Here is a 13,261-nt window from a genome sequence, read left to right on the forward strand (position 1 = left end):
TCATATGTCCAGTGACGATCGCGGAGAGGTCACACCCGTTCCCATGCCGAACACGGAAGTTAAGCTCTCCAGCGCCGATGATAGTTGGGGGATCTCCCCCTGTGAAAGTAGGACGTCGCTGGGCAATCAAAAGAGGTATTCTCATTCGAGAGTACCTCTTTTTTGTGTCCCATTCGGATATTGAGTCCAGGTGAAATCTCTAATTTTCTTTTTATGGAGCAAACGCATATAATGCTTTTTAAAAACGCCCCAAAATTATTGGCAAATGGATGGTAGATAAGCCTGCACCTTTTGAAACTATAAATCTTCTCTTGTCCACTTGTAAAAATCTTTGACCAATTTAGTGAGTTCTGAACTTACATTTAATTATATTTCATCCCTAGTCTGATAGTATTCCTCTTCCGACTATGCAAAACTATGATTCGATGCTGAGGGTAAAATAATTTTGTAGGGAGCCGTTACTAATGTAACAATTCTCATGCAAATGATTCAATTTTCTCCAGTGAAACAATGTTAGTTTTCGGCAAAAGCAAAGTAAGTTGGGTCCTATACGTTAGAAATGCTTTCTCTCGCCTCGTAATCTAGTATGTAGCTCAAGTACCATGGTTTTGATTGCGGGAATTTTATCGTATTCCCAATGGCAGGTGGGGATAATAGGGTTTGCAAGTTGAGAAGTTGTCCTCTTTCTAATTAGTCGGGTAAGAACTGATTTTGAAAGGGACAATATGGCTGGGGGCGTCATGACTCTCTTACCTAATTTAAGGATACTATCAAACCTCAAACGGTTCTTTTAAGAAATTCCTATCTTACCCCTGGACTGGATAAGATAGGTAAAAGCTTTTATTTTTATACTTTATAAAAAGTGGTTTAGACGTTATTGTTGAAGGTTCTTGTGCTTTAATAATAATACTAATGGTCCAATAGCCGGAATAAAGGCCAGCCAAGAGAAACGAAGATTCCATTCATTCTTTAAGACGTCATAAGAAAGCCAGATGAGAACGAAAAGGTCGATCGTCATAACACTTACAAGGTGAGAGCTCATAAAAGCCTGCTGATATGCTGTGAGGCTTCCACCAGATCCGTTTACATATAAAGAAACGGCGATGATGAGGACAATACTAACTGAAATGGGATGGACCAATGATTTATGGAGTAATTTTGGTCCCCGTGGTTTATCATAAGTTTTGTTTTTTCGAAAAATAAAATAAGTCAATAAGCTGAATGCACCGAGGACAAATGAGAATAGTACAAAAGGCCAAGCAGCCCAGCGATAGTGATCTTTTGGAATGAGCAGCATAGCAAAGATGATTGGATAGACCCCTAGCATGGAAAACACCGTGACTACGAGAGGATCAACTTCGTTAAATTGACCGGTAACTAGTTGTTGAAACAAGAGGTCTTCTTGGCTTCCGGCGCCAGGAGCAATAAAGAATGTATATAGAAGTAAAAGCATCAGAACAACAAGTTTCATGAGTAACCCCTTTCTAATCTCGAAATGTGGTGGTATTTGCTGAGAACAAGGACGAAATGCTCTGCATATAGTAAAGCACCAGTTTTCATCGATTGCAAGGATTAAAGTATTCATCGTCGGGCTATACTGTTAAGGGAGGTGCTGAAGATATTATGAAACAACTATTAAATGAAAATATTATTCGATCAAAAGATTGCTTGATTTGTTCTGCTCCAAAAGATAAAGGAATTCATTTGGCTGGAGCATTTATTTGTGACGAGTGTGAGAGAAATATAGTTCAGGCGGAAGTTGGAGAACGTCGTTACGCTATCTATATAGACCGTCTAAAAAAAGTAAGAAATGAACTATGTGAACGGATTGATGAGGAGGTTCCCCGTTGAACCTTCTTTTTTTTATTGATAAGAGATTGATAGGAAGCTTATTTGGAAACTCAGGAGTATATTTTGGATAGAAGAAGCACTCACTTGCTTGAAGAGGGTACCCGAATCCGTCCGCGGAAACGAAGCGTTGATTTTCCTCATAACAAGATAAAGTAACAAGTCATCGACGCTTATTTTAGGGTACACTTATTAATAAGGAAAATCCCTCTATTTTTCGTTATAATGAGTGAAGTACTTAATGATATGAAAGTTGGATCACTATGAATCAAAGTCGCACACCACTTTTTTCAAAGTTGACAGAACATCAGCAAACATCCCCATGGTCTTTTCACGTACCAGGGCATAAGAACGGGAATGTTTTTTTCAGCAAAGCAAAACCTGTTTTTGAACAAATATTATCGATAGACCAAACGGAGATTGCAGGTTTAGATGACCTGCATGACGCGAATGGAGTGATCCATGAAGCCCAGCAACTCACTGCTGAACTTTATCAAACAAAGTCTACTCACTTCTTAGTTGGAGGATCTACTGTTGGAAATTTAGCTATGTTGATGACCGTAGCAGACCGGGGAGATGTTGTCCTCGTTCAAAGGAATTCACATCAATCTATTTTTCATGGATTGGAGTTAGCCGGGTTACGGCCAGTATTTCTTAAACCGGAAAAGGACGAAGAAACGGGCTTAGCTTTAGGTGTTCCATTGAGTACTCTAAAGTTGGGACTCCATCAATTTCCAGAGGCAAAAGCTGTCTTTTTAACAAATCCGACTTATGAAGGCTATGGTCAGCTGTTAAATCAACATGTGAGGGTCGCACATGCATCAGGTATGGTCGTATGTGTTGATGAGGCTCATGGTGCTCATTTCATACATGAGGAAGCGTCGTGGCCACAAAGTGCTTTGATGGCTGGAGCTGATTTGGTCGTCCAGTCCGCTCATAAGACTCTACCTGCCATGACAATGGCTTCGTTTATACATATTAATACTCACCAGGTGAATGAAGAGAAACTTAAGACTTTCTTGCGAATGCTCCAGTCGAGCAGTCCTTCTTACCCATTAATGGCGTCTTTAGATGTAGCAAGAGCTTATCTTGCTTCTTTCATGGAACAGGATTGGACACGCTTGACGGAAGATATCTCAGCGTTAAAAGGTCAATTGAAAAAAGGCCCGGGTTGGAGACAAGCGAATCAAAAAATAGGGAATTATGTTCAAGACCCTTTAAAATGGGTATTCGTTACAGAGCATAAACAGGCTGCCTATAAGTGGAAACAACGTCTTGAACAACGGTTTGCTTTTCCTGAGCTTGCGTCGCCTCAGCACTTGTTATTAACTCTTCCTTTCACTAAAATTGGGATAGATAAAGAACCTATTATTGCTATGCTTAGCGAAATTCTTACTTTAAATGAACAAGAAGTCGGTCAGGGATTTAGGGAAGGCGTTGAATTAGCATCCCCTGTTTCAGAATTGGCGCTATCCATGTCAGATAGTCACGAGTTGGAAACAAAGGTTATTCCTTGGAAACAAAGTGAAGGAGAGATTGCAGCAGAAACGATTACTCCATATCCACCAGGTATTCCTCTGATAGTAAAAGGGGAAAGAATTAGAGAAGATCAATTAATTAAGCTAACTCAATTAATTGAAACAGAAGCCTCTTTTCAAACGGGGAGAGGTTGGATTGAGCAGGGAATGACGATATTTAGAGATAGAGGAGAATGACATGTGAGTGGTTTATTTATAACATTTGAAGGTGGGGAAGGAGCCGGCAAAACAACGGTACTTCATCGTGTTAAAGAACAGTTAGAACAAGAAGGGCTATCTGTGATAGCCACGAGAGAGCCTGGTGGCAGTGTGATCGCCGAAAAAGTGAGAGAGATTATTCTAGATCCTGCTCACACAGAAATGGACATACGGACAGAGGCACTGCTTTATGCAGCTGCGAGAAGGCAGCATTTAATAGAGACAGTTATCCCTCAACTAAACCAAGGAGGGATCGTCTTGTGTGACCGATTTATTGACAGTAGTCTCGTCTATCAAGGGGTAGCTCGTGGCATTGGGGTAGATGAAGTCCTGCAATTGAATTTGTTTGCCACTGAAGGAATGATGCCTAGCTTGACACTTTACTTTGACATTGCGCCGGAAAAAGGGCTTTCAAGGATTGCTGAGCACAAAGGACGTGAGTTTAACCGGCTAGACCAGGAGTCTCTTTCGTTTCATCATCAAGTTAGGAAGGCGTACCACGATCTTCAGCAAAAAGAACCTGAGCGGATTCATACGATCAATGCGTCTGAAAGGTTAGAGCAAGTAATAGAGAATACGTTGCAGGAAATTAGAGTCGTCATGAAGAAAAAAACAACGTAAGAACATTTTATTCTTGTTATAATACAATATATAAACGTATTTGAGCATAGTTTATTTTCGTATAAAAAGGTTCCACACGAGGAGGCCAGTAAGCAATGAAATTAATCATGGCAGTTGTCCAGGATAAAGATAGCAACCGGTTGTCTGATGCGTTAGTGGAAAATGAGTTTCAAGCCACCAAATTGGCAAGTACAGGCGGTTTTTTAAAAGCTGGAAATACCACATTTATGATTGGTGTAAAAGATAAAGAGGTAGATCAAGTTCTAGAAATCATAAAAGAGAACTGTCAATCTAGGGAGCAACTTGTGGCACCAATCTCTCCTATGGGTGGTAATGCCGATTCGTATGTACCCTATCCTGTTGAAGTGCAAGTAGGAGGCGCTACTGTATTTATCCTTCCGGTAGAACAATTTGAGAAATTTTAATAAAAATCTTTGTTAAAGGCTTCGGTGGATAAACGTATTTATTTTACTGATAGCTGAGGAGTATCGCCGATGAGAACATGGGAACAATTAGCGCAGACACAACCAACAATTACGAAAATGCTGACGAACAGTCTTACGAAAGACCGTCTCGCTCATGCATATGTCTTTGAAGGCGGACGGGGTACTGGAAAAAAAGAAGCAGCTTTGCTTTTAGCCCAATCCTTTTTCTGTGATTATAAACAGGGTGTTGAACCTTGTCATAGCTGTAGTGAATGTAAACGAATTGATTCGGGTAATCATCCCGATGTCCATATGATAGAAACAGACGGAGCATCAATCAAAGTCGATCAAATTCGCCTGTTAAAAAAAGAGTTCAGTCTACGCGGTGTGGAATCAAAAAAGAAAGTATACATCGTAGAAGAATCGGAGAAAATGACCGATGCGGCAGCGAACAGTCTTTTGAAGTTTTTAGAAGAGCCTGAAGGGGAGGCTCTTGCAGTGCTAGTAACTACGCAAGTTCAACGGCTATTAAAAACGATCATTTCACGCTCACAAACGTTGTCATTCTCCCCACTGCCGGCAGATCTTCTAATTAAAAAAATAGTTGAACAAGGAATACAGGAGAAGGATGCCCGTGTCGTATCAAGAATGACCTCTGATTTGGAAGAAGCTCTCCAACTTTGCCAGGATGATTGGATTGCACAAGCGAGAAACAAAGTGATACAATTAATAGACGATCTATCTTTGCGTCCAAGATACGCGTTCATTACGCTGCAGGAAGAGTGGGTACCTTTTTTCAAGGAGAAAAAAGAAGTCCAGACAGGGATTGATTTACTGATGCTGTGGTATAGAGATGTGATTCGGATGCAGGTTGAACAAACGGATCAAATTGTTTATATAGATCAAGAGGACAAGCTTCAAGATCAAGCTTTGAAGCTGTCGCAAGGAAAGCTGGGGAATAACCTCCAGGCGGTGATGGATGCGAAGCGTCGATTGGATGCAAATACCGCTCCCCAGCTATTAATGGAGCAACTGCTCCTCAGGTTACAGGAGGGATAACGTGCATCAAGTTGTAGGTGTTCGATTTAAAAAAGCCGGAAAAATATATTATTTTTCTCCGGATAAATTTGATATAAAGCTCGATGATTATGTCATTGTGGAAACAGCCCGCGGGGTGGAGTTCGGCAAGGTGGTCATCGGAGCTAAAGAAGTGGACGAGAATGACGTGGTATTACCGCTGAAAAATGTTCTCCGCTTGGCCACTGAAAAAGACAAGATGATCGTTGAAGAGAATAAGAAAGAGTCTCAGAAAGCGTTCGATGTTTGTCTTGCTAAAATCTCTGAGCACAATTTAGAGATGAAATTGGTTGACGTTGAGTACACGTTTGACCGAAATAAAGTGCTGTTTTATTTTACTGCGGATGGTCGTATTGATTTCCGTGAGTTGGTGAAAGATTTAGCTTCGGTATTTCGCACAAGAATTGAATTAAGACAAATCGGTGTGCGTGATGAAGCAAAAATGCTTGGTGGTATCGGTCCATGCGGTCGGATGCTTTGCTGCTCCACGTTCCTAGGGGATTTCGAGCCTGTGTCGATTAAAATGGCTAAGGACCAAAACTTATCTCTTAATCCAACAAAAATTTCTGGTTTGTGCGGCCGTTTAATGTGCTGTCTTAAATATGAAAATGATATGTATGAGTCAGCAAAAAAAGAATTGCCAGACGTAAACCAAAAAATTGAGACAAGTTATGGAAGAGGGAAAGTCGTCGGTTTAAATATGCTCGAGCGACTCGTTCAAATTGAGGTTTTTGAATCTTCACAGGTGATTGAGTTTACTCTTGATGAACTCCTCGAACAAGGGGCGATCGCCACGGAAACCACGAAATAATGAGGTGTGGGAATCGTGAATAAAAATGAAATTTTTACCCGCGTGAGTCAAATGGAAGAGCGAATCGGTGGCCTTCATCACGAACTAGGTGAGCTGAAGGATCAGTTAGCTTTGCTGCTAGAAGAGAACACTCATTTGCAAATGGAAAATAACCATTTACGCGACAGGATGACAAGAGAAGCAGAACAACAAACGAATCAAGACGATTCCTCCTCAAATGGAGAAGAAGTACAAGATCGAATTCAGGCTGGTTTTGGAGAAGGGTATGATAACCTTGCTCGACTTTACGAAGAAGGATTTCATATTTGTAATTTACATTATGGCAGCATTCGTAAAGAAGGGGATTGTCTGTTTTGCCTTTCGTTTTTAAACAAAAAATGAGAACCGGCGAAGTCTTTCCGCTCTGCGGAAAGGCTTTTTTACAAAATAAAAAAGGATAGATTTGAATCGTGATTAAAGGACTAACCTTGAAAGATCTTCTAAAGCCCGGCTTTTTTAATTAGGCTCCCCCTAATGAAAATTTCGTGAGCTAGAGTTGATCTCCACCTTAATAACAAAGAATACACATCAAAGGAGAACATCTATGACCAGTCAAATAAAAGAAGAGCGATTGGACTATATGCCGGGAGGAAAAAGGACGATTTTTCAACGTAATGATGTATTCTCCTATTCAATGGATGCGGTTCTCCTTGCGAAATTTGTCCGTCTCCCGTCAGAGAAAGGAAAAATTATTGATCTTTGTGCAGGAAATGGTGCGGTGTCGCTCATGATGACATTGCGAACAAAAGCGAAGATCGAAGCGGTAGAAATCCAGCCCTTACTAAGCAACCTTGCAGTAAAAACGATGGTTGAGAATCAAATAGATGATCAGGTGCGTGTGATAGAGGCAAATTTATTAGAGCTTGACGGGAAAGTACAATGGGAAAGTTATGACGTGGTGACGTGCAACCCTCCTTATTTTCCTGTGACAGCTGAAAAAGGGAAGAATATCAATACCCATGTCTCGCTAGCTCGCCACGAAATAGCGTGTACATTAGAAGATGTCATCCGAGTGGCCTCTAGATTAGTCAAACAAAAAGGCAAGCTAGCCATGGTTCATCGTCCAGAGCGAGTCGTTGAGATTTTCGCAGCGATGAAAGCATTTCGTTTAGAACCTAAGCGAATTCAGTATGTTCATCCGAAAAAGGATAAAGAGGCCAATATGGTCCTGATAGAGGCTGTTCGAGAAGGAAATCCAGGTTTGAAAACATTGCCTCCTTGGGTCGTTTATGATGATGATCAGTCTTATATAAAGGAGTTTAAGAAACACTATGAGAGTTAGTTCATCCATTTTTCCCGTAAATACCTCAATAAAGAGGGGTTACCTAGTACACAGGATGTACAACTGACGTCAAGTATAGGCTGGAAATTCATAAAGACAGAATTGGAAATAAAGTGAATGCTTTTTGATCAAAAACAAATGTGAGGGACATAATGGAGGGGAAAGAGTCATGATCAAGGAACAACGAAGTTTTCCGAAACAAACTGAACTGCAAGGAGGAGCTCTTTACCTCGTGCCAACTCCAATCGGGAATTTACAAGATATAACTTTTCGTGCGGTTGAAACGTTAAAAGTAGCCGATGTGATCGCAGCTGAGGATACACGACATACGAAGAAGTTGTGTCACGTATTTGAGATTGAGACACCTTTGATTAGCTATCATGAGCATAACAAACAAGAACGGGAACAAGAACTGGTGAATAGGGTGAAACGAGGGGAAACAGTGGCGTTAGTGAGTGATGCCGGCATGCCGGCGATTTCCGATCCTGGAGCGGATTTAGTCAAGCGATTTACAGAAGAAGGATTGACTGTGATCTCATTACCAGGTGCCAACGCGGCCGTTACTGCACTCGTCACTTCAGGGTTATCTACGGATAGTTTTACTTTTGTCGGTTTTCTGGCTCGGCATAAAAAACAGCGCCGTGACCAATTGGAACTGTGGCGAGGAACACCATCTACTTTAATTTTTTATGAAGCGCCTCACCGATTGAAAGAGATGTTAAAAGCATTGGAAGATGAGCTTGGTAATCGTCAGGCAGCTCTTTGCCGAGAGTTAACGAAGCAATATGAAACGATTCTCAGAGGAACGGTTCATGAACTTCATGCTTGGGTAGATGAACAAGGAGTGAAGGGAGAATGCGTTCTTATCGTCGAAGGAGCAAGCGAAGACGAACGATTGGCTCTAGAAGATGTGCACTGGTGGGAAGAACTGACATTAGAGGGTCATGTGAAAGCTTATATAGATAAAGGACAACCTTCTAAAGAAGCGATTAAACAAGTAGCTAAAGAACGGAAAATGCCAAAAAGAGATGTTTATCAAGCCTTTCACGTGAACGAATAAGGAACGATTGATCCTGGTAAGTATTAAAGGGAATCGGTTTTTAATTTTAAAAAAGCATGGACAGACGGGTAATAATAGAAAAAACCTAGTTCAGGATGGAACCTGAACTAGGTTATTGAATGATAGTAAGATTATTTTTCTTGCTTAGAAATATAATCTTCAAGTTCTTTAACAATTTCTTTTGCTCCCATTGGGCTCAAAATGATTTTGCCGCCTCCGATAGATAAGTTATCATCAGATACCTCGCCAGTAATTTGACAAGTCATGTTAGGCTTGTACTTCTTTAAAATGATGCGATCGTCATCTACATAAATTTCTAAAGCATCTTTTTCTGCGATATCCAATGTGCGACGTAATTCAATTGGAATCACCACTCGTCCTAATTCATCAACCTTACGAACAATACCAGTAGATTTCATAATATGTTCTCCTCTCAAAATTATATTTATTTGTCAGTTTGACAGAATGAATAGCGTCAATATTCGACAATTTTCTCTTAAACTCAGAATACCAAGTCTTCCAAAAGAAGTCAATTAAAAAAATGATTAAAATCAAAGTTATTACGTTAATACTTGTTGGATGCTGATATGACGACGTTAAATGGAATATGGTAAATCAAACCATATACTAGTGTCAACATAAAGATTATTCGACAAAAACCTACCATTCGACAAAATTAGACAAAATCTTCTCCTGCTAGATTAAGAAAGGTAAGAATTTTATTAACGTCGTCTCGCCTCCTTTATTTTCTATCATCTAACACATGTGAAACAGGGTGTACGTATAGATTACCCTAAATGGGTAATAATGTAACAAGATTACAGATATTTCTTTTAATTAATCAATCGAACTTTGTATAATAAAGGGATGAATAGATCACTTCCTCCTCTAGGTAGCATTCCCTTCTTGACATAAGTGGTGTCAGTATGTATATTTTAGAGTTGAAGATGGTCGTTATCATCTAACATTGAATATATCGATTCCGATGATAGGATGAGTAGAAAGCCAAGCTTATGAACAGAGAGCCGGTCTAGCTGAAACCCGGTATAAGCAGACCTTTTGAATATGGTCCTGAGAGGAACTGTTTTTCGAGCTTTCACCTTATGGAAGTAAGAGGAACACGTAGCTGGACGTTACACAGGTTGCTGCTAACATCGATTTGTGATTTATTTGGGCAGCGTCTTAGAGGTTAACAATACACGCAGGTATTGTTAACGAATCTGGGTGGTACCACGTGAGGTTAACTCTCGTCCCATATGTTGAGGACGGGAGTTTTTTTGTATGATGATTGAAGATTAACGATGTATTAAGGAGGCCAAACAATGGCAAGAGAGAAGAAATCATTTTATATTACGACACCGATTTATTATCCTAGTGATAAACTGCACATCGGTCATGCCTACACAACCGTTGCTGGAGATGCTATGGCAAGGTACAAACGACTTCGAGGATTTGACGTGAGGTATCTAACAGGTACAGATGAGCATGGTCAAAAGATTGAACAAAAGGCGATGGATAAAGGGGTTAGTCCTCAACAGTTTGTGGATGAGATTGTCACAGGCATTCAGGATTTGTGGAAGAAGCTCGATATTTCTTATGATGATTTTATTCGTACCACTGAAATTCGTCATAAAAAAGTAGTTGCGAAGATTTTTGATCAGCTGCTGGAGCAGGGCGATATTTACCTTGGTGAATACGAAGGCTGGTATTCTATTTCTGATGAAACGTTTTACACAGCCACTCAACTTGATGACAAGGAATATGATAATGAAGGAAACATCATTGGCGGCAAAAGTCCAGATAGTGGCCATCCTGTTGAAAAAGTGCGTGAGGAATCTTATTTTTTCAGAATGGGCAAATATGCGGATCGTCTTCTGAAGTTTTATGAAGACAACCCTGAATTTATTCAACCGGAATCCCGTAAAAATGAAATGGTAAACAATTTCATTAAGCCGGGGCTTGAAGATCTTGCCGTTTCAAGAACTTCTTTTGACTGGGGTGTGAAAGTAAATAAAGATCCAAAGCATGTCGTTTATGTTTGGATCGATGCCCTGTCAAATTATATTACTGCGCTAGGATACGGTAGTGAAGATGAGACCAATTATCAGAAGTACTGGCCAGCAGACGTTCACCTTGTTGGGAAAGAAATTATTCGATTCCATACAATTTATTGGCCAATTATGTTAATGGCGTTGGACTTGCCCTTGCCGAAAAAAGTCTTCGGTCACGGCTGGCTGTTAATGAAAGATGGAAAGATGTCCAAATCAAAAGGCAATGTCGTCGATCCTGTTCCTCTCATTGACCGTTATGGCTTAGATGCTTTACGCTACTATTTATTACGTGAAGTGCCATTCGGTTCTGATGGTGTTTTCACACCGGAAGGCTTCGTCGATCGAGTGAATTATGACTTGGCTAATGACTTAGGAAATTTACTAAACCGAACAGTAGCGATGATTAACAAATACTTTGAAGGAAATATTCCGAGCTATGAGAAGGATGCTACACCTTACGATGAAACTCTCGTAGAACTTGTTGAAGCAACTGTAGACAAAGTGGAAAAAGCGATGGAAGACATGGAATTTTCCGTAGCACTTACGGCTATCGGTCAGTTGATAAGCCGGACGAACAAATATATTGATGAAACACAACCTTGGATTTTGGCTAAAGACGAAGAAGCAAAAGATCAATTAGGTTCTGTGATGCACCATCTTTCAGAATCCCTTCGACAAATTTCTATTATGTTACAGCCGTTTTTGACAGAAACACCAACGAAAATCTGGAATCAACTAGGCATAGAACAAGAGCTGACTTCTTGGGACTCTCTAAAAACCTTCGGACAAATTCCTGGGGGGACGAAGGTTGTGAAAAAAGGGGAACCTGTCTTTCCGCGCCTAGACGTAAATGAAGAAGTCGCTGAAATTGTGAAAATGATGGGTGGGACACCTGCAACTGAAGGAGATCATCTTGATCAAAAGAAAGAAACAGAGATGGACATTCCAGAAGTGGAAGAGATTACAATAGACGACTTCTCAAAAGTTGATTTGCGTGTTGCTGAAGTGATCAGTGCAGAAAAAGTAAAGAAAGCCGACAAATTATTGAAGATCCAATTGGATTTAGGTTATGAAAAACGTCAAGTTGTGTCGGGGATAGCTAAGCACTATCAGCCTGATGAACTCGTTGGTAAAAAAGTGATTTGTGTGACAAACTTGAAACCAGTTAAACTGCGGGGAGAGTTATCGCAAGGAATGATTTTAGCTGGATCAAATGACAAAGAACTGACCTTAGCAACTGTGGCAAAAGATTTGCCAAACGGTTCCCAAGTAAAGTAACAACTTTGAGAAACGCCTTTTCCTTATAGTAGGAAGGGCGTTTCTCTAAATTCATATAAGGAGGAATGCTGATCATGTTGTTTGATACACATGTGCACTTAAATGCTGATCAATTTGAAGACGACGTGGAAGAAGTAATAACCCGAGCCAAAGAAGTAGGCGTAGAGAATATGGTCGTCGTTGGCTTTGATGAAAAAACAATAAACAAAGCACTATCTTTAATAGAAGAGTACGATTTTTTATATGCTGCTGTGGGGTGGCATCCTGTTGATGCTATAGACCTTACAGAGGAATACTTAGCATGGATCGAAGAATTGGCAGCTCACCCAAAAGTAGTAGCTATCGGAGAAACAGGTCTTGATTACCACTGGGATAAATCACCTAAAGACGTGCAAAAAGAGGCATTCCGAAAGCAAATTCATTTAGCTAAGCGAGTCAATTTACCGATTATTATCCACGATAGAGAGGCACATCAAGATATTGTTGATATATTAAAAGAAGAAAAGGCAGAAGATATAGGTGGGATCATGCACTGCTTTGGTGGAAGTGTGGAAATTGCGCAAGAGTGTTTGAAAATGAATTTTCATATCTCTTTTGGCGGGCCTGTTACATTTAAAAATGCCAAGCGTCCAAAAGAAGTGGCAAAAGAAATCCCGATAGACAGGTTATTGATTGAGACCGACGCGCCTTTCTTGGCCCCTCACCCATATCGAGGCAAACGCAATGAACCAGCCTACGTGAAGCTAGTGGCTGAACAACTTTCTGAACTTAAGGGAATCAGCTATGAAGAAGTAGCCAACCAAACGACAACCAATGCAAAAAAACTTTTCGGAATTAGCTGACAAGAACTGATAGCGAAACAAAAAGAATCCTGTCCAACCCTCTAAGTTTGTCCGAATTTCTACATCATACCTCTGAATCATACCTCCCGCTGTCGATAAATATTTCTTTTCTTTTACATCATAGGGTTTCATAATAACTAGGAAATAGTTCTTAATTATTTTGTTGACAAGGGGGTAAGGGCGGAGTATAA

General features: G+C 40.3%; 13 protein-coding genes and 1 rRNA gene. 12 read left to right on the forward strand and 2 right to left on the reverse strand.

Annotated features, from left to right (window positions below):
* Window positions 1-7 precede the first annotated feature (7 nt).
* A 5S ribosomal RNA gene (gene rrf / locus CR194_RS19590) occupies window positions 8-124 on the forward strand.
* 750 nt (window positions 125-874) lie between these two features.
* On the opposite strand, the gene CR194_RS19595 is transcribed toward rrf, so the two are convergent.
* Complete coding sequence (locus CR194_RS19595) at window positions 875-1,471, reverse strand: hypothetical protein (protein WP_110612254.1); 597 nt, start codon at window positions 1,469-1,471, stop codon at window positions 875-877.
* A 152-nt stretch (window positions 1,472-1,623) separates the two neighbouring features.
* Here CR194_RS19595 and CR194_RS19600 point away from each other — a divergent pair, with 152 nt between their 5' ends.
* The 9 genes from CR194_RS19600 to rsmI all read left to right on the forward strand — a co-directional run bounded on the left by CR194_RS19600 (window position 1,624) and on the right by rsmI (window position 8,899).
* Complete coding sequence (locus CR194_RS19600) at window positions 1,624-1,851, forward strand: sigma factor G inhibitor Gin (protein WP_110612256.1); 228 nt, start codon at window positions 1,624-1,626, stop codon at window positions 1,849-1,851.
* 260 nt (window positions 1,852-2,111) lie between these two features.
* Window positions 2,112-3,563, forward strand: a complete 1,452-nt coding sequence (locus CR194_RS19605; protein WP_110612258.1) for an aminotransferase class I/II-fold pyridoxal phosphate-dependent enzyme — start codon at window positions 2,112-2,114, stop codon at window positions 3,561-3,563.
* 3 nt (window positions 3,564-3,566) lie between these two features.
* Complete coding sequence (gene tmk, locus CR194_RS19610) at window positions 3,567-4,205, forward strand: dTMP kinase (protein WP_110612260.1); 639 nt, start codon at window positions 3,567-3,569, stop codon at window positions 4,203-4,205.
* 95 nt (window positions 4,206-4,300) lie between these two features.
* Entirely contained in the window at window positions 4,301-4,630 is a 330-nt protein-coding gene (locus CR194_RS19615; RefSeq protein WP_110612262.1) for a cyclic-di-AMP receptor, read from the forward strand.
* A 69-nt stretch (window positions 4,631-4,699) separates the two neighbouring features.
* Window positions 4,700-5,689: a DNA polymerase III subunit delta' gene (gene holB, locus CR194_RS19620; protein ID WP_110612265.1), complete on the forward strand. Its 990-nt coding sequence runs from the start codon at window positions 4,700-4,702 to the stop codon at window positions 5,687-5,689.
* A gap of 1 nt (window position 5,690) precedes the next feature.
* Window positions 5,691-6,518, forward strand: a complete 828-nt coding sequence (locus CR194_RS19625; RefSeq protein ID WP_110612266.1) for a PSP1 domain-containing protein — start codon at window positions 5,691-5,693, stop codon at window positions 6,516-6,518.
* A gap of 51 nt (window positions 6,519-6,569) precedes the next feature.
* Window positions 6,570-6,899, forward strand: coding sequence for a DNA replication initiation control protein YabA (gene yabA, locus CR194_RS19630; RefSeq protein ID WP_110612356.1), 330 nt, complete (start codon window positions 6,570-6,572; stop codon window positions 6,897-6,899).
* A gap of 202 nt (window positions 6,900-7,101) precedes the next feature.
* Window positions 7,102-7,839: a tRNA1(Val) (adenine(37)-N6)-methyltransferase gene (locus CR194_RS19635; RefSeq protein WP_110612268.1), complete on the forward strand. Its 738-nt coding sequence runs from the start codon at window positions 7,102-7,104 to the stop codon at window positions 7,837-7,839.
* Window positions 7,840-8,008: 169 nt separating this feature from the next.
* Entirely contained in the window at window positions 8,009-8,899 is an 891-nt protein-coding gene (gene rsmI / locus CR194_RS19640) for a 16S rRNA (cytidine(1402)-2'-O)-methyltransferase (RefSeq protein WP_110612270.1), read from the forward strand.
* A gap of 131 nt (window positions 8,900-9,030) precedes the next feature.
* On the opposite strand, the gene CR194_RS19645 is transcribed toward rsmI, so the two are convergent.
* Window positions 9,031-9,318 (reverse strand): AbrB/MazE/SpoVT family DNA-binding domain-containing protein, encoded by a 288-nt coding sequence (locus CR194_RS19645; protein ID WP_110612272.1) that lies wholly within the window; start codon window positions 9,316-9,318, stop codon window positions 9,031-9,033.
* Between the two features lie 903 nt (window positions 9,319-10,221).
* Here CR194_RS19645 and metG point away from each other — a divergent pair.
* Complete coding sequence (metG, locus tag CR194_RS19650; protein WP_110612274.1) at window positions 10,222-12,228, forward strand: methionine--tRNA ligase; 2,007 nt, start codon at window positions 10,222-10,224, stop codon at window positions 12,226-12,228.
* A gap of 74 nt (window positions 12,229-12,302) precedes the next feature.
* Window positions 12,303-13,070, forward strand: a complete 768-nt coding sequence (locus tag CR194_RS19655; protein WP_110612276.1) for a TatD family hydrolase — start codon at window positions 12,303-12,305, stop codon at window positions 13,068-13,070.
* The last annotated feature ends 191 nt before the right edge of the window (window positions 13,071-13,261 follow it).

Source organism: Salipaludibacillus keqinensis (genome assembly GCF_003226325.1).
Taxonomy (GTDB): Bacteria; Bacillota; Bacilli; order Bacillales; family Salisediminibacteriaceae; genus Salipaludibacillus; species Salipaludibacillus keqinensis.